The organism is Rhizobium sp. RHZ01, from assembly GCF_014851595.1.
GTDB classification, from domain to species: Bacteria; Pseudomonadota; Alphaproteobacteria; order Rhizobiales; family Rhizobiaceae; genus Rhizobium; species Rhizobium altiplani.
Window position 1 is genome coordinate 122,199 of the sequence record NZ_JACUZZ010000014.1, and the last position, 19,414, is coordinate 141,612.

The 19,414-nt window shown below is 60.0% G+C and carries 15 protein-coding genes and 1 riboswitch; of the genes, 6 read left to right on the plus strand and 9 right to left on the minus strand.

Translation table 11 applies throughout. The features are described from left to right. Positions 1-36: 36 nt before the first annotated feature. On the plus strand, positions 37-1,863 hold the full coding sequence (locus IB248_RS16350; protein ID WP_026371607.1) for an ABC transporter ATP-binding protein/permease: 1,827 nt from the start codon (positions 37-39) through the stop codon (positions 1,861-1,863). Between the two features lie 4 nt (positions 1,864-1,867). Here the strand turns inward: IB248_RS16350 and IB248_RS16355 are convergent, their stop codons facing one another. The 4 genes from IB248_RS16355 to IB248_RS16370 all read right to left on the minus strand — a co-directional run bounded on the left by IB248_RS16355 (position 1,868) and on the right by IB248_RS16370 (position 5,682). Continuing rightward, complete coding sequence (locus IB248_RS16355) at positions 1,868-2,428, minus strand: DUF5666 domain-containing protein (protein WP_245267918.1); 561 nt, start codon at positions 2,426-2,428, stop codon at positions 1,868-1,870. Positions 2,429-2,622: 194 nt separating this feature from the next. Further along, positions 2,623-4,449, minus strand: a complete 1,827-nt coding sequence (locus IB248_RS16360) for an ABC-F family ATP-binding cassette domain-containing protein (RefSeq protein WP_192241231.1) — start codon at positions 4,447-4,449, stop codon at positions 2,623-2,625. 3 nt (positions 4,450-4,452) lie between these two features. Further along, the gene (locus tag IB248_RS16365; protein WP_113469696.1) at positions 4,453-5,103 is read right to left on the minus strand and encodes a thiamine diphosphokinase; all 651 of its coding nucleotides are present in this window, start codon (positions 5,101-5,103) and stop codon (positions 4,453-4,455) included. Between the two features lie 48 nt (positions 5,104-5,151). After that, positions 5,152-5,682, minus strand: coding sequence for a MarR family transcriptional regulator (locus IB248_RS16370; protein ID WP_018855892.1), 531 nt, complete (start codon positions 5,680-5,682; stop codon positions 5,152-5,154). A gap of 118 nt (positions 5,683-5,800) precedes the next feature. On the opposite strand from IB248_RS16370, the gene IB248_RS16375 reads away from it, so the two are divergent. From IB248_RS16375 to IB248_RS16395, 5 genes are all read left to right on the plus strand, one after another. Continuing rightward, a complete protein-coding gene (locus IB248_RS16375; RefSeq protein WP_192241232.1) occupies positions 5,801-7,333 on the plus strand; it encodes an MDR family MFS transporter in 1,533 nt (510 codons plus the stop codon). A gap of 59 nt (positions 7,334-7,392) precedes the next feature. Next, a riboswitch (TPP riboswitch) is annotated at positions 7,393-7,503 on the plus strand. Positions 7,504-7,547: 44 nt separating this feature from the next. After that, positions 7,548-8,576: a thiamine ABC transporter substrate binding subunit gene (gene thiB / locus IB248_RS16380; protein WP_113469699.1), complete on the plus strand. Its 1,029-nt coding sequence runs from the start codon at positions 7,548-7,550 to the stop codon at positions 8,574-8,576. Beyond that, positions 8,576-10,210 (plus strand): thiamine/thiamine pyrophosphate ABC transporter permease ThiP, encoded by a 1,635-nt coding sequence (thiP, locus tag IB248_RS16385; RefSeq protein ID WP_192241240.1) that lies wholly within the window; start codon positions 8,576-8,578, stop codon positions 10,208-10,210. Before thiB ends, thiP begins: the two co-directional genes overlap by 1 nt. Next, a complete protein-coding gene (locus IB248_RS16390) occupies positions 10,203-10,919 on the plus strand; it encodes an ATP-binding cassette domain-containing protein (protein ID WP_018855888.1) in 717 nt (238 codons plus the stop codon). Before thiP ends, IB248_RS16390 begins: the two co-directional genes overlap by 8 nt. Positions 10,920-11,165: 246 nt before the next feature. Continuing rightward, entirely contained in the window at positions 11,166-12,710 is a 1,545-nt protein-coding gene (locus IB248_RS16395) for a M48 family metalloprotease (protein WP_026371606.1), read from the plus strand. A 53-nt stretch (positions 12,711-12,763) separates the two neighbouring features. On the opposite strand, the gene IB248_RS16400 is transcribed toward IB248_RS16395, so the two are convergent. The 5 genes from IB248_RS16400 to IB248_RS16420 all read right to left on the minus strand — a co-directional run bounded on the left by IB248_RS16400 (position 12,764) and on the right by IB248_RS16420 (position 18,955). Continuing rightward, entirely contained in the window at positions 12,764-13,627 is an 864-nt protein-coding gene (locus IB248_RS16400) for an RNA polymerase factor sigma-32 (protein WP_018855886.1), read from the minus strand. 377 nt (positions 13,628-14,004) lie between these two features. Further along, a complete protein-coding gene (locus IB248_RS16405) occupies positions 14,005-14,577 on the minus strand; it encodes a CarD family transcriptional regulator (protein ID WP_007528356.1) in 573 nt (190 codons plus the stop codon). A 397-nt stretch (positions 14,578-14,974) separates the two neighbouring features. Then, positions 14,975-15,313 carry a ferredoxin FdxA gene (fdxA, locus tag IB248_RS16410; RefSeq protein ID WP_025658085.1) on the minus strand — a complete coding sequence of 113 codons (339 nt, stop codon included), beginning with the start codon at positions 15,311-15,313 and terminating at the stop codon, positions 14,975-14,977. Between the two features lie 194 nt (positions 15,314-15,507). Then, the gene (locus IB248_RS16415; RefSeq protein WP_018855884.1) at positions 15,508-15,912 is read right to left on the minus strand and encodes an RNA-binding S4 domain-containing protein; all 405 of its coding nucleotides are present in this window, start codon (positions 15,910-15,912) and stop codon (positions 15,508-15,510) included. 4 nt (positions 15,913-15,916) lie between these two features. Beyond that, the gene (locus IB248_RS16420; RefSeq protein WP_113469703.1) at positions 15,917-18,955 is read right to left on the minus strand and encodes a helicase-related protein; all 3,039 of its coding nucleotides are present in this window, start codon (positions 18,953-18,955) and stop codon (positions 15,917-15,919) included. Positions 18,956-19,414: the final 459 nt, after the last annotated feature.

Consider the following 19,414-nt stretch of genomic DNA (forward strand, 5'->3'; position numbering starts at 1 on the left):
CGTTTATTGAAGTAGAATGACGACTAGGGACGCGTAATGGCAGATGACCTCAAAGGCAGGCCAAGCATTCAAGGGCAGGACAGAGTAGGATACGACCTAAGCCTGGGCTATCGCTTGAGGGTCATGTTCTCGGCTTTCTGGCATTCGCCCGTGCGGGGAAGGGTCTTGGTGATCGCTACTGCGCTGATCGCCATCATTCTTGCGACCGCCTATGCCACCGTCATTCTCAACCAGTGGAACGCGCCATTTTACGACAGCATCGCGCGGCGTGATCTGCCCGGCTTCTTCCATCAGTTGAAGGTCTTCGCGTTGATCGCCGGCATGCTGCTGCTGCTCAACGTCGTGCAGGCCTGGCTCAATCAGATGACCGCGGTCTACATGCGCGAAGGCCTGACGCGTGATCTTGTCAACCAGTGGCTTCAGCGCAAGCGTGCGCTTCGGCTTTCGGCCAGCGGCCTCATCGGCGTCAATCCCGATCAGCGCTTGCACGAAGACGCCCGCAACCTCGCGGAAAGCACCACGAGCCTGATGATCGGGCTGGTGCAGGCGACGATCCTGCTGATCAGTTTCATCGGCGTTCTGTGGGATCTCTCAAGCGGCTTTATCTTCCGTTTCGGCACGCATTCCTTTTCCATTCCGGGCTATATGGTTTGGGCTGCGATCTTTTATGCGGCGTCCGCATCGATTCTCAGCCAACTGGTGGGCCGCAAGCTTGTAAAGCTCAATGCGGATCGTTTCTCGAAGGAAGCAGAGCTTCGCTTCGCGCTGATGCATGCCAACGAGAACATGCCGGCGATTACCGTGGCACGCGGCGAGGAGAATGAGCAGAAACGTATCGACACCGACATCAGTGCGGTGCTTGCCGTCATCAAGCGGGTGGCGATGGCCAACGTCAACCTCACCTGGGTATCGGCCGGCTACGGTTGGCTCGTCGTTGTCATCCCGATCATTGTTGCCGCACCCGCCTACTTCTCCGGCGGCCTGACGTTTGGCCAGCTGATGGTGTCCGTGGGCGCCTTCAACCAGGTCAACACCGCCCTTCGCTGGTATGTCGCGAATTTCGGTCCCATCGCCGAATGGCGCGCCACCCTGATGCGCGTCACCGATTTCCGGCAGGCGCTCACCAGCATGAATGACGAGATCAATATGAAGGGAACGATCAAGTACGAACGGAACCCTTCCGGAAACCTGACGCTGGAGCATGTCCGGATCGCCGCCAAGATCGGTGAGGACATCGACCAGTGCGGTGGTTTCCGCATGCACGAAGGCGCGGTGACGATCAAGGCCGGCGAAAAGGTCATGATCAACGGCGACCACAACGTGAATCGCAAATTGCTCTTCCTTGCGCTTTCCGAGCTTTGGCCGTGCGGCGGCGGCAAGATCGGCTTGCCGCCCACGGACGACATGCTTTTCGTCCCGCAATCGGCCTACATTCCGGGTGGTACCCTTCGCGAAGCATTGGCGTTTCCGGAACCCGTGGACGCCTATCAGAATGCCGATGTCGTTACGGCGCTGGAAAAGGCAGGTCTCCAAAATCTGGTTTCCCGGCTTGATACCCGAGCCCGCTGGGACAAGCTGCTTGACTCAGACGAGCAGCGGGCGATCGGTTTCGCTCGCCTGCTTCTCGTGCGGCCGAAATGGATTGTATTCGACGAAGTGCTGGAGGGCATGGAGCCGGAATGGCAATCGACGATGATGCAGGTCCTCGCTTCCATGCCTGAGGCAACGATGATCTACATCGGTCGGTCAGACACATACGTCGAGACTTTCAAGCCACGCGTTCTGCATCTTGAAGCGCTGCACGCGAAGCCTGAGATGAAGGTCGTGGCAAAGGCGCCGAACGCGCCGGCACCAGCACTCTGATCACTTACATCGGCGGTACGGCGCCGTTTGTGCCGACCGTGACATTCGCCGAGGACACAGTGCCGTCCGCAGCTTTTTCACCCATTACGATCACGCGCGCTCCTGCGACAAGATCCTTCTTTCCCGCAGGCGCGATGGTAACGATGGGTGTATCGTCGGCAATGGATATCGTCTTTTCCTTGCCCTGGTAGGTGAGCGTGATGGTGTGGCCGTCGACTGCCTTGACGGCCTTAGCCACGGTTGCGTTGGTCATCGTGCTGTTCGGCTTCAGGTCCCAGGGGCGACTGCCTTCTCCGGTGCCTTTCATGGCTGCTGGAAAGATCAGCACTTCTAGAGCACCATCGCCGCCATCGGCTTTCGGCAACGAGGCGACGCCAACGAAATCCCCTGGCTTGATGTCTTCCACGGAAGCCTTCCTGATGCCGCGGACCTTCCAATCCGGCTTCAATTTTACCGTCTGCTCGGTGCCCTCTCGCGTTTTCACCACCAGCGTGTTGCCGTTCAGGCTTTCGATCGCACCGCGCACGCGTTGCGCCTCCTGGGCAAGCGCGCCGTGTGACGCCATAGTGAGGAAACCCGCGGCCCAGACGAGCCCGGTCAATGCGTTGAGATTGTGTGGCATGATCTGCATCCTTGCCGTCGTACGAACTGCGGCAACGGGGCGCAGCTTAGTCCCGCCGGTCGAAGGCTGACGAATCAATGAAAAGTGAAGCCAGATTGCCCAGCAACAGATGGGGCGGAATGGGAGGGTGTGCTGTCTCAGCCCTCCAACTCCTCCCGCAGCATCTCAAGCTCCAGCCATTCCTCCTCCATCTTCGTCAGGCTGTCGCGGAATTTCTCCATCTCGGCCGCTAGGCGATTGAACGTGGTGGGGTCTTTGCTGAACAGGCTGGGATCTGCCATCCGCTCTTCGCGCTTGGCGATTTCGGCTTCCGCCTTGGCCATTTCCTTCGGAAGATTTTCGAGCGCGAACTTCTGCTTGTAGGAAAGCTTGCCTTTTCCTTTTGCCGTTCCGGCGGAAGCGGCTGCCTCCTGCGGCTTCGCTCGTTCCGCCGCCTTCTCGGCCTTCCGTCGCTCGTCGATAGCGCCCTTTCGTTGTGCCAGCATGTCCGAATAGCCGCCGGCATACTCGATCCAGCGACCGTCAGGTGCATCCGGCACAGCCGGCGCGATTGTCGACGTCACCGTGCGGTCGAGGAAATCGCGGTCGTGGCTGACGAGAATCACGGTGCCGGGGAAGCCGGCGACGATTTCCTGCAGCAGATCCAGCGTCTCGATATCAAGGTCGTTGGTCGGCTCGTCGAGGATCAACAGATTCGCCGGGCGCGACATGATGCGGGCCAGCATCAGCCGTGCGCGCTCGCCGCCTGAAAGGTTCCTGATCGGCGTGCGTGCCTGCTCGGGCTGGAACAGGAACTCCTTCATATAGCCGGTCACGTGCCGCTGCTCGCCGTTGACGAGGAGGTTCTCGCCGCGGCCATCGGTCAGGTAATGGGCGAGCGTCTCTTCCGGATTGAGGTCTTCGCGCTTCTGATCCAGCGTCGCGATTTCCAGATTGGTCCCGAGCTTGACCGTGCCGCTGTCCGGCAAGAGCTGCCCGGTCAGCATCTTCAACAGCGTGGTTTTGCCGGCGCCGTTCGGGCCGACGAGACCGATGCAATCACCGCGATGCACGCGGATGGAAAAGGGAGCGACGATCGGCCGGTCGCCGAAGGTCTTCGTGATCTTCTCGGCCTCGATGACGAGCTTGCCGGACTCCTGCGCATCGGAAACCGTTGCCTGCACGGTGCCCTGCGGACCTTTGTGGCCGCGATACTGAGTACGCATGGTCTGCAGTTCGCCAAGCCGGCGCATGTTGCGCTTGCGCCGGGCCGTGACGCCGTAGCGCAGCCAATGCTCTTCGCGCTCGATCGCCTTGCCGAGCTTGTGCTGCTCGAGCTCTTCCGCCTCCAGAACCTGGTCACGCCAGGCTTCGAAATGGGCAAAACCCCTGTCGAGCCGCCGCGATGCGCCGCGGTCGAGCCAGACTGTTGCCGTTGAAACCTTCTCCAGGAAACGGCGGTCGTGGGAGATCAGGACGAGCGCACTGCGGCTCTTCTGCAGTTCGCCTTCCAGCCATTCGATGGTCGGCAGGTCGAGATGGTTGGTCGGCTCATCGAGCAGCAGGATGTCGGGTTCTGGCGCGAGTACGCGGGCGAGGGCAGCGCGGCGGGCTTCTCCGCCCGAGAGGTTTTGTGGATCTTCCTCACCGGTGAGGCCGAGATGCGAGAGGAGATAGGTGACGCGATAATGATCGTCACCCGGGCCGAGGCCGGCTTCGGCATAGGCCTGCACCGTCTTGAATCCGGTGAAATCGGGAGCCTGTTCGAGATAACGCACGGTCGAGGAGGGGTGGCGGAAGACCTCTCCCGACTGTGCTTCGACGAGACCGGCAGCAATCTTCAGCAACGTCGACTTCCCGGAGCCGTTGCGGCCGACGAGACAGATCTTGTCTCCGGGCTCCACCTGCAGGGCGGCGCCGGCAAGCAATGGCGTGCCGCCGAAGCTGAGAAAGACGTCGTCGAGTTTCAGAATGGGAGGCGCCAAAGATCAGACTCCGGAAAGATCATAGGGGCGGGCGAGCACAATGGCGCGGCCGCTCTCGAGCGAAAAGCGCACTTTGCCTTTCGCGACATTGGAAATGGTGCGTGACGAGCCGAAGGGCAAATGGAAGTCGGCAAGCGGGTAGCGCGCGTTTTCGATTGTCAGGCCGCGAAGTTCGCTGAAGCCAGGCACCGAAAAGAGACTGCCTGGTGGCAGGTCCAGTTCGATTGCGCCTGAAATCAGCGGCACAGCCTCTTCGCTGCCAGACGTGAGCAGTACGTCATAACCCTGCTCCGCCAGGCTGACGGCATAGAGCAGGTGCTGGATGGCATGATCGGAACGTTCGCCTGCAAGGGCGCCGGCCAAGACGAGGCGTTTCGCGCCGCGGGCGACCGCTTCCGCAACCGCAATCTCGCCGTCGGTTGAGGCCTTGGCAGCGGGATAAGGTTGCCTGGGGACGTCAGGAAAAGCGGCTTCGAGATCCGCCGGCGTGGAATCGAAATCGCCGACCCACAATTCCGGAACGACGCCGAGCGCTGCCGCATGACGCATGCCACCATCGGCGGCTATGAAACGGCTGCCCGACATGGCATGTCGCAGGCGGTCGGTTATCTGCAACTCGCCGCCAAGCAGAATGGTGAAGGTGGATTGGCTCATGGGCACTGCCCATAGCGCAAACCAGGGGGGAAGGGAAAGGGCCGCCGCTCAGGCTTCGTCAGCGATATCCTTGACGCGAGCCTCAAAAACACTTTCGAAGCCGGAAATGAACTTCTCGAATAGCTCTCCGAACGCCTCGATCTCTTCCGGCTTCCAGTCTTTGACCACTTCGGAAACGAATGCGAGCTTCTGCGCGCGTATTTCCGACAGCAACCTCTGCCCGAGCGGCGTCATCACGACGATGATCCGCCGCGCATCCGCCTGAGATGCCTTTCGCCGCAGAATATTCCGCCCCACCATTTCCGCGACGATGCGGCTTGCGCGCGAGGGGTCGATCCGCATCATCTCGGCAATCGTCCCAACCGTTACGTCGCCAGCCTCTTGTGCACGCCGCACAGCGTCCAGCACGTCGAGGTGTGACAGCTCGAGGCCCGGTGCGACACTTTGGATCGCGAGCCGACCGATCAGTCTCCGCCCGGTCATGAGACGCATACGGGTCATGCTTTGCCCAATGCGCAGGATGTCCGGCTCATGCGTCTCGGCGTCAGTCTCGGTCGGATTCGTCAAGCTCTCGTTCATTGCGGTAACATAGCATCTCAGGCGTCAATTGAGAATATGCCAATGTCAATCAAGTGACGTTGACAAATATATGCTAACAGCACATAAATGGCCACTCTCCAATTTGGAACGACGCTTCATGGATACTCAAATTGCCGCAGCGCCGCTTGTGACGGATCACCGCCGGCGGTTCATCCTCTTCCTTTTCCTGATGGCAGCCATGTTCATGGCGACACTCGACAACCAGATCGTCGCAACGGCTTTGCCGACGATCGTCGGCGAGTTCGGCCACCTCGAGCGGTTCAGCTGGGTCGGCTCCGCCTATCTTCTCGCCGTGAGCGCGGTGATGCCGCTTTACGGCAAGCTCGGTGACCTCTTCGGCCGCAAGTATGTGATGATGGCCGCGATCATGATCTTCACGGTCGGTTCCGCCGTTTGCGGACTGGCGGTATCCATGAACACGCTGATTGCGGCCCGCGTGCTGCAGGGGCTTGGCGGCGGCGGCATCATGGTGTCGATCTTCGCCGTCAACGCCGACCTCTTCGAACCGCGCGAACGGGCGCGTTACCAGAGCTATTCCAGCCTCGTTCTGATGGCGTCGGGCGCTATCGGACCCGTCCTTGGCGGGGCAATGAGCGATCTCTTCGGCTGGCGCTCGATCTTCCTCGTCAATGTTCCGATCGGTTTCGTCGTCCTTGTCGGTCTGGCCTTGATGCTGCCCTACCGGAAGCCCAACCGCCGTCCGAAGGTCGATTACGCCGGCGCCCTGCTGCTCGCCTTGACGACGGCTAGCATCGTTCTTGCCGCCGATGGCTCTCAGGTTTTCGGCTCGCTTGTTGCTCCTCAAAGCCTGGCGATCATGGCGCTCGGTGTAGCGGCGGCCATCGGTTGGATCTTCGTCGAGCGACGCGCCGCCGAGCCGATCGTTCCCCTGTCACTGTTTCGCAATTCGACATTCAGCCTGTTGCTCATCATGTCGATCATGAGCGGCGCGATCGGCATCGGCATGGTCAATTATTTCGCGTTGTTCCTGCAGACGACGACCGGCCTCTCGCCATCGGCGGCCGGAGCGTTCTTCATTCTTCTGACCGGCGGCATCGTCTGCGGGTCGCTGTCGGCCGGTCGCATCATCTCCATCACCGGGCGCTACAAGCCCTTCGCGATCGCAAGCCTGACCTGCAGTGCCATCGCGTTTGCGCTGCTCACTCAGGTTCATGTCGGAACACCGGTCATGGTGATCGGGGCGGTGATGGCTCTCCACGGCTTCGGCGTCGGCCTTGCACAGCAGGTCCCGGTCATCGGCGTCCAGAATGCCGCTCCGGCGCGCGACGTCGGCGCCGCAACGGGATCGGTGACGCTGTCGCGCATGGGCGGCGCATCGATCGCCATCTCCATTTATGGCGCGATCATCGGCTCGCAGCTCGGCAAGACCGGACTCTCAATTCCCGGCGTGACCGATATCGAGCAACTGACGCCAAGGATGCTGGCGGCGTTGCCGGAACAGGCGCGTCAAGCCGTCGCCGACGCCTATGCCAGCGCGTTCACGCCGCTTTTCATGGCATCCTGCGCGATCGCTCTCATCGGCCTTTGTGCCGCCTTGATGCTGAAACCGACGCAGTTGCCCCGCGTGGTAGAGGTGCGGCCGGCGGCAAGGGCCGAAGCCGCCGAGTAAATGCCGATGGCGGCCTAAGGCCGCCTCTTGCAAGACGCCAAGCGTGGCGATACATCTCAAGCGCTCTAACGGGGTGCCCGTGCCATAAGGCGCGCGGCTGAGAGGCTGAAAGCCAACCCGCGGAACCTGATCCGGCTAACACCGGCGGAGGGATTAGACGCGTGACATCTGGCACCGCCCTTTTCCCCTTCAAGCAAACCAGAGGAGAGGTGCCATGTTCAAATTCAAATTCCCGAGCCGTTCGTTGCTTGCCACGATCTTCATCGCGACTACCGGCCTGGCCGGCGCCGGTGCACAGGCGGCAGGCAAGACGCTTACCGTCTACACCTATGAAAGCTTCACATCCGAATGGGGTCCGGGGCCGAAGGTCAAGGAAGCGTTCGAGAAGACCTGCGGCTGCAACGTCAGTTTCGTCAGCGTGGCGGATGGTGTGGCACTGCTGTCGCGTCTTAAGCTCGAAGGCGCCGGCACGAAGGCAGATGTCGTGCTTGGCCTGGACACCAACCTGACCACGGAAGCGAAGGCGACCGGCCTGTTCGATGCGAGCGGCATCGATGTCGGCGGGCTCAAGGTGCCGGGCGGCTACAAGGACGATGTATTCGTGCCGTACGACTATGGCCACTTCGCTGTCATCTACGACACGCAGACGATCAAGAACCCTCCGCAAAGCATGAAGGATCTGGTCGAAGGCGACCCTTCGCAGAAGATCGTCATCGAGGACCCACGCACCTCGACGCCCGGGCTCGGTCTCCTGTTATGGGTAAAATCCGTCTACGGCGACAAGGCGCCGGAGGCCTGGGCAAAACTCAAGAAGCGGGTGTTGACGGTAACGCCCGGTTGGTCAGAGGCCTATGGGCTGTTCACCAAGGGGGAAGCACCGATGGTGCTTTCCTACACGACGTCGCCTGCCTATCACATGGTCGCGGAGAATACGGACCGCTACCAGGCGGCTGCATTTTCAGAGGGCCATTACATACAGATCGAAGTGGCCGGACTGCTGAAGAATGCGCCTGACAAGGAACTTGCGCGCGATTTCCTGAAATTCATGGTGACCCCGGGCTTCCAGGACACCATTCCGACCAACAACTGGATGATGCCGGTTTCCGCGACATCGCAACCACTGCCGGATGCGTTCGGCAAGCTCGTGAATCCGTCAAAGACCTTTCTGATGAGCTCGGACGAAGTTGCCGAGAATCGCAAAGCCTGGATCGACGAGTGGCTGGCTGCCATGAGCATGAACTGATGCTTTTGACCAAGGCCGAGATGCGACGGGCGATGCTCGGCGGGGCCGCGAGCCTCGCCGGCATTATCGCTTTCGTCGGCCTTGCGGTCCTTGCTTTGCTTCTCTCGAGCGGCGGTTCGTCGATTCTTGCGACCGTGTTTGAACCGTACATCCTGCGGATATTGTGTTTCACGCTGTTGCAGGCCGTGCTCTCCACCGCGCTCTCCATCGTTTTTGCCATTCCGGTCGCGCAAGCCCTGGCGCGTCAACGGCATTTCCCCGGCCGTATCTGGATTATCAGGCTGATGGCCGTGCCGATGGGGCTTCCTGTTCTGATTGGGGCGCTCGGATTGATTGGTATCTGGGGGCGGCAGGGCATCATGAACTCGGCGCTGCTTGAGTTCGGCCTGGCGGAACCGGTCAGCATATACGGGCTCTCGGGGATCCTGCTGGCGCATGTCTTCTTCAACATGCCACTGGCGGCCCGCCTGATGCTGGCCGCACTGGACCGTGTGCCATCGGAATATTGGCTGATGGCGAGTGGCTTGGGCATGCGCTCCGGCTCGACTTTTCGCTTCATCGAATGGCCGGTCCTGCGCTCGGTCGTCCCCGGTATCGCCGGCCTGATTTTCATGCTGTGCGCCACGAGCTTCACGCTTGTGCTGATGTTGGGTGGTGGCCCTGCGGCAACGACGGTCGAGGTTGCCATCTATCAGTCCCTGCGCTTCGATTTCGACCCTGGCCGGGCCGTTACGCTTTCCCTGCTTCAGATCGTACTTACATCAATGATCCTCGGGGCGCTGTCGCTTCTTCCCGCTCCGGAGGATGAGGGCATGACAGTTGGCAAGCCTGTCAGGCGTCCGGATGGGCGACTGCCGGGCGCGCGGCTTGTGGATGGTGGCGTCCTGCTGCTTGCCACGCTGTTTCTAGCGCTCCCTTTAATGTCCGTGGTCCTGGCCGGCCTGCGGTCCGATCTGATGAAGCTCTTGCGCGAGCCCATCTTCTGGCAATCGGCTGCGACCAGTCTGGTTATTTCGATTTCGGCGGCTGCTCTCGCTTTGCTGATTTCGATGACATTGGTGAGCGCGCGCCGCGCGGCGCTTCTCCAGGGTTCAGGAGCCTTCGGCAGGAGGTTTCTTTTTGCCGCCTTGGGCGGCGCGTCGTCGCTGGTGTTGCTCGTGCCGCCAATCGTCCTTGCGACTGGCTGGTTCCTTGCCTTGAGAAATCTCGGTAATGTGAGCGCCGTCGCTCCGGTGCTGATTGTCGCCATCAACGCGTTGATGTCGCTGCCCTTTGTGATGCGCGTCCTTGAACCGGCTTTCATCGTCCACAAGCATCGGACGCAGAAGCTTGCGGCGAGCCTCGGTGTCACAGGTTGGGCACGGCTGCGCCTCATCGACACGCCGGCACTGTTCAAGCCGATGCTTACGGCATTTTCGTTCGCGATGGCGCTGTCGCTCGGCGATCTGGGCGCGGTTGCGCTGTTCGGTTCGGACAGCTTCGTCACCCTGCCATGGCTCGTCTATAGCCGCATGGGCAGCTATCGGACGAACGATGCCGATGGGCTGGCGTTGATCCTTGGTGTCGTCTGCCTGTTGCTCACGATCGCCGGTACGATGGGCCCAGCGCGCCGAGAGGTTGCCGTCCATGGTTGATCCTGAGTTCGCGATCGAGATGCAGCAGGTCGGTCTTCAGCTCGGCAATCAGAATTTTCAGTTTGATTGCCGGCTTCCCACCGGTGCCGTGATTGCCGTGACGGGGACGTCCGGGGCCGGCAAGTCAACCTTCCTCAATCTGCTTGCCGGCTTCGACACGGCTCTCAAGGGGCGGATCCTGATCGCCGGAAAAGATGTGACCGAGGTTTACCCGGCGCAGCGGCCGGTCTCCCTGGTCTTCCAGGACAACAATCTGTTCGCGCACCTCGATATCTTTACCAACATCGGCCTTGGCATTAGCCCGTCGTTGAAACTCACGACCGCAGATTGCCGAACCATCTCGTCTTCGCTTGAAAAGGTGGGGCTCGCCGGTTTCGAGCGGCGGATGCCAGGGACGCTCTCCGGCGGGGAACGGCAGCGGGTAGCCTTTGCACGCGCGCTTGTTCGCAACCGGCCGGTGCTGCTGCTGGACGAGCCCTTCGCGGCCCTCGACCCCGGTCTGCGAAACGGAATGGCGGCGCTGCTGCTCGACATGCATCGTGAAACCGGCAATACCGTCGTCGTCGTCTCGCACGATCCGGACGAGGTCAAACGCATCGCAGACTTCGGTCTTTTCCTTGAAGACGGCAGGATTGTCGTGGCGGCTCCAATTGACGAATTTCTGGGCCGAGCGGACCATCCAGGATTGACGCAATTTCTCCGCAGTTGACGAATCTGGCAGTCGCAACGGCACTTTCGCCATAATTTGAGGCGACCGAGGAAACTCAAAGCACGTTAGGCTTGCTAAAATACAACGGCGCCACATTTACTTAGAGTCTCGCTATGCAACCGATGCGGAAATCAGTTACAGCAAAGACTTGTGTCCCCGATTGTGCAGTGCAAGAGCGGGGACGGACGCCTGTTGAATCACGATGAGACCGGCCGGGTCGCGGAAGCGGACCGGTTGACACGCAAGATGACTTGGAGAGCCAGACTGGACAGTATGCCGACGTGGAAATTCCCCGCGCCTTCCAGTGATGTGCTCTCGTCTGCGTGCCGTCTGGTGCGACGAGCCTCGGTCGTCTGTGCGACGAGCATGGCGCTGTACGGTTGTCAGTCCATTCTCGAGCAGTCCTATCAGCCAAGCGTTGCGCCGTCCTCCAATCCGCAGATCGTCGATGAAGTCCAGAAGAACGATCCGCGCGCGGCCATGGGTGCGCGCGAACATCCGCGCATCGTTGCGAGCTATGGAGGCGAGTACAAGGACGCAAAGACCGAGCGCCTGGTCGCCCGGATCACGGGCGCGCTGACAGCCGTCTCCGAGAACCCGAGCCAGTCCTATCGCATCACCATCCTGAACTCCCCGGCTATCAACGCATTCGCTCTGCCGGGCGGTTATCTCTATGTGACACGCGGTCTGCTGGCGCTCGCCAACGATGCATCCGAGGTCGCTGCCGTTCTCTCGCATGAGATGGGCCACGTTACGGCAAACCACGGCATCGAACGGCAGAAGCGCGAGGAGGCGGAAGTCATCGCCAGCCGCGTCGTTGCCGAGGTGCTGTCGAGCGATATTGCCGGCAAGCAGGCTCTGGCGCGCGGCAAGCTCCGATTGGCTGCTTTCTCGCGGCAGCAGGAATTGCAGGCCGACGTGATCGGCGTCCGTATGCTTGGTGAAGCAGGCTATGATCCCTATGCCGCTGCGCGGTTCCTGGACTCCATGGCCGCCTATAGTCGTTTCATGTCGGTCGATCCTGAGGCGGATCAGAGCCTCGACTTCCTCTCCAGCCACCCGAACTCTGCGCAGCGCATCGAACTCGCGCGCGATCATGCACGTGCCTTCGGCCAGGAAGGCAAAGTTGGCGATACGGGCAGGGACTATTATCTCGATGGGATCGATGGCCTGCTCTACGGCGACAGCCCGGAGGAAGGCTATGTCCGCGGCCAGACCTTCCTGCATGGCGGGCTTGGCATTCGCTTCGACGTACCTCCCGATTTCAAGATCGACAACAAGGTCGAGGCGGTTATGGCGACCGGTCCGGGCGACATCGCAATCCGCTTCGATGGTGTTGCCGATAACCAGAACCAAAGCCTGACCAACTATATCTCGAGCGGCTGGGTTACCGGTCTCGATCCGTCGACCATTCAGCAGATCACGGTCAACGGTATGGAGGCCGCAACGGCACGCGCGAGTGCAGATCGTTGGGATTTCGACGTCACGGTGATCCGCAACAATGCGCAGATTTTCCGGTTCCTGACGGCCGTCCCGAAGGGAAGCCCGGTCTTGCAGCAGACGGCCGACGTCTTGCGGGCAAGCTTCCGCCGCATGACCCCGGATGAAACGGCTTCCCTGAAGCCTCTGCGGGTCCGGGTCGTCAAGGTACGGCCGGGCGAGAACATCACGACGCTTGCTTCGCGGATGATGGGCACGGATCGAAAGCTCGATCTCTTCAAGCTTATCAATGCCCTGCCGACCGGCGCCGCTGTCTCTCCCGGCGACCGCGTCAAGATTATTGCAGAATAAAAAGAGGCCCGGTTTTCACCGGGCCAATTGCATCACTGGGGGAGTAAGCTCTTTCAGGCCGATGCGGCCATATACGGGTCAGCACTCACGAGAGCGCTGCGGAGTTTTTCCATCGCCCGGCTTTCGATCTGCCGGACGCGCTCCTTGGAAATGCCGAGATCTGCACCGAGTTCCTCAAGCGTAGCGCCATCTTCGGCGAGCCTGCGGGCGCTGATGATCTTCATTTCCCGCTCATTGAGGTGCTTCAGGGCCGAAGCGAGCCAATTGCGACGGCGCTCGCCGTCGATCATGTTCGATACCTGCTCGTCAGGCAGAGGATCGTCGCTCACGAGGAAATCCATCTTCTCGGCGCTGTCGGCATCACCCGAGACTGAGGGCGCCTGGAGCGAGGCGTCATTGCTCGAGAGCCTGGCGTCCATTGTCTGGACGTCTGAAAGGCTGACGCCGAGGGCTGCCGCGATTTCCTGGTGGATGGACTGGAGCGTGAGCTGCGTGTCGCCCCTGGCAAGCTTGGCGCGCAGACGGCGAAGATTGAAGAACAGGGCCTTCTGGGCAGAACTCGTACCGCCGCGAACAATCGACCAATTGCGAAGGATGTAGTCCTGGATAGAGGCGCGGATCCACCAGCTTGCATAGGTGGAGAAGCGGACATCGCGCTCGGGCTCGAAACGGGCCGCGGCCTCCAGCAGACCGACGTATCCTTCCTGGACAAGGTCGCTCATGGGCAGGCCGAAATTGCGAAATTTCCCGGCCATGGAGATAACGAGACGCATATGGGCCATGGCGATCTGGTTGCGGGCACCACGATCATCATTGTTCTTCCAGCGGATTGCGAGATCGTGTTCCTCTTCGCGAGCAAGGTAGGGAGCCGCCATGGCGATTTTGATCATGCGCCGGTCTGCTGACATGTTCTTCATATCGGTCTCCTGAGGCGTGACGCCAAAAAAGGGCAAAGAAATCTTGCTTCCGGACATTGGCTGCCCAGATCAAATTCATGTCTTGAACGTATAAAGGCCCCGAACTCTGGACGTTTCCAGATGGGGCCCTAGCTTAGGGTTATGCGCCGGTAATACGGCCGGGTAGGACCAGTTTCTTCAAGTTGCCGGATAGGCAGAACGTGGAAGGCATGATCCGCTCCTCATCGATCGTTTCCAGGATGCGAGCGTTCGAGGAGGGTAATGTCAGTTCCCGACGCGGTCCGCAGCTACATCTTTAAAACGCGCCACGTCGGAAAAAGTTCCAATAAAAAACCCGGCACAAGGCCGGGTTTTTTTGCAGGAAAAACAAGGAGAGCTTATGCAGCTTCATCCTGAGATTCGTCTTCCTCGATTGCCTTGCCGCGCTTCGGACCCTTGTTGAGGTTGGTCTCGACGAGGCGAACGGCTTCGGTTTCCGACATCTTGTTCACGGCAGCGATTTCGCGTGCCATGCGATCAAGTGCAGCTTCATACAGCTGGCGTTCGGAATAGGACTGTTCCGGCTGGTTCTCGGCGCGATAGAGATCGCGGACAACTTCAGCAATGGAAATGAGGTCGCCGGAATTGATCTTCGCATCATATTCCTGGGCGCGACGGGACCACATGGTACGCTTGACGCGCGCCTTGCCCTGCACAACCTTCAATGCACGCTCGACGAAATCGGTTTCGGAGAGCTTACGCATGCCGATGCTCATGGCCTTGGCGACCGGCACTTTCAGGCGCATCTTGTCCTTCTCGAAATCGATAACGAAAAGTTCAAGCTTCATGCCTGCTACTTCTTGCTCTTCGATGGCGCTGATGGTACCGACGCCATGTGCGGGGTACACGATCGATTCACCGGTCTTGAAGCCGTGACGTGCGGAAGAAGGTTTTTTCTGCTGGGTCGTCATTCTATTCAAACACTCCCTGTTACGCTCCCGGCTGCAGCCGGAGCCGGGTCAGTCAAGCCCGGATGAGACGGTCGGATCCGTCGGGTGACTTACTTCTGGTCCCACCGGACAAAAACAAACATCTCCATGCGCACAAGCTTAGAGCCTCACAGCTCAAGGCGTTGATATGTCACGGAAACCGCGTTTTTGGATTTGTTTTGCTTTCGTGGTGGTTTGGGCATACTTCATGCCGCAAATGGATCAGTGTCGGCAAGCTATCACAAAAATATGACGAAATCAATAATTTGCTGCACCTGAGTCATGCGCGCAACACATGACACCCATATGCTGCAGGCACGCTTCAGGCATTTTCTACGTCACTGAACCCGGTTTCAGGCCGAGGTTTGGGGCCGGAAGATCAGTCGCCCGCTCCGGGCTTCTCCGAGAAGTACTTCTCGAACTTGCCGGTTTCGCCGTCCATTTCCTTGGCTTCCGGCATGGCATCCTTCTTGATCGTGATGTTCGGCCAAATGCTCGCATATTCGGCGTTGACCTTGAGCCACTTGTCGAGGCCCGGCTCCGTATCCGGCTTGATGGCTTCGGCAGGACATTCCGGCTCGCAAACGCCGCAGTCGATGCATTCGTCAGGATGAATGACGAGGAAGTTCTCGCCTTCATAGAAACAGTCGACGGGGCAGACTTCCACGCAATCGGTATATTTGCAACGAATGCAATTGTCGGTCACGACATAGGTCATGAAGAACTCCAGGACTTCCACACAATGGGGCCGGGCAACCTGGAACGTCGCGCCTTTCCCCTAACCGGAAAGGAAGCAGTGAAATGCGGGGGAGGCATTTACGCTATCCGGCAAGTTGATTGTGACGTATCGGCTTTGTCTGCGGATTTCAAGAATAAAGACGTCGCAAAACCCGGCTGTTCGGACAGAGTTTTCTAATCGTCGTCCGACATCAGCTTGTCGATTGCACGGCGGTCCTTTTTCGTGGGTCTGCCCGTGCCCGTAGCGCGCATCGCCTGTTCGTAAGGTGTCAGGCGCTTTGCCTCGTCGGGTGGCGGAGTCAGGTCCTCATAGAGCAGTCGGGCTTCCTCGTAGGGACCACGTCGCTCGCCGCCCGATTTGACGATGAGGACAACATCGCGGCGCTCCAGCGCCAGCTCGACCCTGTCGCCCGTCTTGACCATCTGGCTCGGTTGAAGGGCGCGCTCGCCATTGATCCGCACATGCCCGGATTGAATGTGGCTTTGTGCCAGCGAGCGCGATTTTACCATGCGCGTGAAGAACAGCCACTTGTCGATGCGCTGCCGCGAACCGCTTCCTGGCTGTGTCTCACTGCTCATCCGCTTACTTCTTCATCTGCTCCTTCAAGGCAGCGAGCTTGGCGAAAGGAGAATCCGGATCGATCGGCTTTTCCTTGCGCGGTGGCTTTGCCTCGAAGCGCAACGGCTGTGGTCCGCCACGGTTGTTGTTGCGATCCTTGCGGTCGCCACGGTCCTGACGGTCGCCACGCTGTTCGTTGCGGTCACCGCGTCCCTGCTGTGGCTTGCCGCCATCCTTGCCGCGATGCTGGCGGTTGCCGTCGCGGCCCTCGCCATTCGCAGCACCCTGGCGGCGATGTTCGGACCCCCGGTCCTGGCCGCGATTGTTGCCGCCACGGCGTTCGCCCGGGCTGCGAGCCTGACGCTGGTTGTCCGTACGGCCACCAAGGCGCCAGAGAAGGACCGGCTTCGGCTCCTCGGCTTCTTCGGAATTTGCGATGACCGGCTGTTCGGCTGCCACTGCTTCAACAGCAGCTGGGGCTTCGGAAGGGGCTTCCTCCGATGCGCTGTCGGCATCGTCGTGATCTGCCTTCTCTGCATTATCCTCAACCGCCGTCTCGGTCGCCGGCGCTGCGGCAGCGTCCTGAGCCGACAGATGGGCAGCTGCCTCTTCCGCCTTGACGGCATCGGCGCGATAGCCGAGCCCCTTCAGGATCTCTTCCATGTCCTCCAGCGTTGCGCCGAGGATCGAAAGCATGGCGGTTGTCGTCGTGAAACGGCGACCGTCATAAGCGCCTTCGGGACGATTGGCCTGGCCCGGCTTCCACTGAAGGAGCGGGCGAATAATGTCGGCCAGGCGCTCCAGAATGTCGATACGGACCGCGCGTTTGCCAAGGAACCGGAAGCCGGCCAGCTTGTAGAAGGTGCGCTCGAAGCCCGGATCGGTAACGACCGAGGTACGGCCTGCCGCCAGCACGGGAATGAGATCGCCATAACCTGGCTTGTCGAGGCCATCATTCTTCAACGCCCAGAGGAGCGTGATGAGCTCTGCCGGGGCGGGCTTGAGAAGTGCCGGAACGAAGATGTGGTAGGCGCCGAAGCGGACACCGTAGCGGCGCATTGAGGCCCGCGCATCCTGATCCAGCGACTTCACTTCTTCGGTCACGTCGCGCCGGAACAGTACGCCGAGGTTCTCGACAAGCTGGAATGCCAGGCCCTTTGCAAGGCCCTGCAGGTCCTCTGCGCGGGACAGATCGTCAAGCGGCTTCAGAACGGTGCTGATGTGATGATTTACGAAGCGCTCGATCCGAGCGGCCACGTGGTCGCGGGCATTGCCGGTCAACTGCTCGTCGGCGAGAATGATGACACGCGGGCGCATGACATGATCGCTGCCTGCCAGGCGCGCCACCGGGTCGCCCAACCAACGGATCGAACCGTCGGAGCTGATCGCGAGATCGCCATTGCCGGCCGCATGGAGGCGAGCCGCACGTGCCTCGAATTCCAGAGCGAGCGCCTTCTGCGAAGCAGACTGGACAGCCTTAGCGTCCGGTCCCTCCGCTCCCGAAATGGGCGTGAACCGGAATCCCGACAGTTGCCCCACATGATGTCCTTCTACGAAGACATCGCCATTTACACTGATTTCAGCTTCCAGCATCGCATTCTCTCTCAGGCGCTTCATGAGCACAGATGTCCTGCGATCAACAAAGCGTTTCGTCAACCTTTCATGTAACGCATCGGACAATCGATCTTCGATTTCCCGCGTCTTTTCCTGCCAGTGTGTCGGATCGGCAAGCCAATTGGGCCGATTCGATACATAGGTCCAAGTCCTTATCTGCGCGATTCGCGCCGAAAGCGTGTCAATCTCACCGTCTGTTCGATCCGCGCGATATACCTGCTCGGCAAGGAAGTCCTCGTTTACCGTGCCATAGCGGACGAGATCGGAAAAGAGGGTGGAGATCAGATCGGCGTGTTGGGCCGGTGTAATGCGGCGATAGTCAGGAAGCGCGCAGGCTTCCCACAGTTTCTCGACGCGCGCCGGATTGTTCGCAAGGTCGATGATCTCGGGGTAGCGCGACAGCTGTTCCAGCGCTTGCTGGTCGACGGCGGGGAGCGCGCGTGTCAGGCCAGAAACCGTAGGGCCGGTCTCAAGGCTCACGCGGAGCGCATGCAGGGAGCTGAAGTCGAGGTTCTTCGTGCGCCACTGCAGCACTTTCACATTGTCGAACTCGTGGCCTTCGATGCGTTCAACCAATTCCTCATCAAAGGGATCGACCTGACCGGTGACGCCAAACGTCCCGTCGCGAACATGTCGACCGGCACGGCCGGCAATCTGCCCAAGTTCGGCGGGGTTGAGGTTACGAAACTGATAGCCGTCGAATTTGCGATCCTGCGCGAAGGCGACGTGGTCGACGTCGAGATTGAGGCCCATGCCGATCGCATCCGTGGCGACCAGATATTCCACATCGCCGGCTTGGTAGAGTGCCACCTGCGCATTGCGGGTGCGCGGACTGAGGGCCCCGAGAACGACGGCGGCCCCGCCGCGCTGCCTGCGGATCAACTCGGCAATCGCATAGACTTCGTCGGCAGAGAAGGCGACGATCGCCGAGCGCTGCGGGAGGCGGGTAATCTTCTTCTGTCCGGCATAGAACAGGTGGGAAAGCCGGGGACGCTCGACGATGGTAATTCCAGGGAGCAGTTGCTGCAGGATCGGACGCATTGTACCGGCGCCGAGCAACAGCGTCTCGTCGCGGCCGCGCAGATGAAGGATCCGGTCCGTAAAGATGTGCCCTCGCTCGAGGTCGCCGGCGAGTTGAACCTCGTCAATGGCGACGAACGCCGCCTTCGTCTCGCGTGGCATTGCCTCGACGGTGCAGACCGAAAAGCGGGCGTTGGGAGGCGATATTTTCTCTTCGCCCGTTACCAGCGCAACGTTTTGAATTCCGACCTTTTCGGCGACGCGTGTATAGACCTCGCGCGCCAGCAGCCGCAGCGGCAGCCCGATCACGCCGGTGCCATGGGCAACCATGCGCTCAATGGCATAATGCGTCTTGCCGGTATTGGTTGGTCCGAGCACCGCGGTTACTCCGCGCCCACTCAGTATCATCGGCTGCGATGTCAGTGTCATGGTCCTGCAGATGAGGCGAGGGTGCCCCAGGTCAAGTCAGCTCCTCTCCGAGCAGCACACACATGGACAGCCGTTGTCTCAAACGCAAGGGCCGATTTGAATTTACTCTGCAGTTTTCTGTTGCGCGAATAGCTTGCAGATTGCTCGTTTTGCGATTCGGAACAGCTTGAGAACGAATCGGAGACGAATCGCAGACTCCGCATGATTCAGTGTTTGTTCACGGCTAAGTATTGATTTTGAATCACTTTTTCCCACAAGATGCTGAATCGCGAAATTCGCGGCATACGTGCAACGCGATCTATGTCCAGGCTGTCAATGTCGTTTTGCCCGAAAAAGACGAGCGACATCTGCCGTATCTTTTGTCATGGGTTAATATTACGCGGCGGGACGGAAAACGGCGCACGATGAGATCGTTTTGCCCTTAAATCCAAACATTTGATACAGATGGAACAAAAATCG

Coding starts and splice junctions, on each gene's coding strand:
- IB248_RS16350 (WP_026371607.1), top strand. CDS start 37: ATGGCAGATGACCTCAAAGGCAGGCCAAGCATTCAAGGGCAGGACAGA.
- IB248_RS16355 (WP_245267918.1), bottom strand. CDS start 2,428: ATGGCGTCACACGGCGCGCTTGCCCAGGAGGCGCAACGCGTGCGCGGT.
- IB248_RS16365 (WP_113469696.1), bottom strand. CDS start 5,103: ATGAGCCAATCCACCTTCACCATTCTGCTTGGCGGCGAGTTGCAGATA.
- IB248_RS16370 (WP_018855892.1), bottom strand. CDS start 5,682: ATGAACGAGAGCTTGACGAATCCGACCGAGACTGACGCCGAGACGCAT.
- IB248_RS16375 (WP_192241232.1), top strand. CDS start 5,801: ATGGATACTCAAATTGCCGCAGCGCCGCTTGTGACGGATCACCGCCGG.
- thiB (WP_113469699.1), top strand. CDS start 7,548: ATGTTCAAATTCAAATTCCCGAGCCGTTCGTTGCTTGCCACGATCTTC.
- thiP (WP_192241240.1), top strand. CDS start 8,576: ATGCTTTTGACCAAGGCCGAGATGCGACGGGCGATGCTCGGCGGGGCC.
- IB248_RS16390 (WP_018855888.1), top strand. CDS start 10,203: ATGGTTGATCCTGAGTTCGCGATCGAGATGCAGCAGGTCGGTCTTCAG.
- IB248_RS16395 (WP_026371606.1), top strand. CDS start 11,166: ATGACTTGGAGAGCCAGACTGGACAGTATGCCGACGTGGAAATTCCCC.
- IB248_RS16400 (WP_018855886.1), bottom strand. CDS start 13,627: ATGAAGAACATGTCAGCAGACCGGCGCATGATCAAAATCGCCATGGCG.
- IB248_RS16405 (WP_007528356.1), bottom strand. CDS start 14,577: ATGACGACCCAGCAGAAAAAACCTTCTTCCGCACGTCACGGCTTCAAG.
- fdxA (WP_025658085.1), bottom strand. CDS start 15,313: ATGACCTATGTCGTGACCGACAATTGCATTCGTTGCAAATATACCGAT.
- IB248_RS16415 (WP_018855884.1), bottom strand. CDS start 15,912: ATGAGCAGTGAGACACAGCCAGGAAGCGGTTCGCGGCAGCGCATCGAC.
- IB248_RS16420 (WP_113469703.1), bottom strand. CDS start 18,955: ATGACACTGACATCGCAGCCGATGATACTGAGTGGGCGCGGAGTAACC.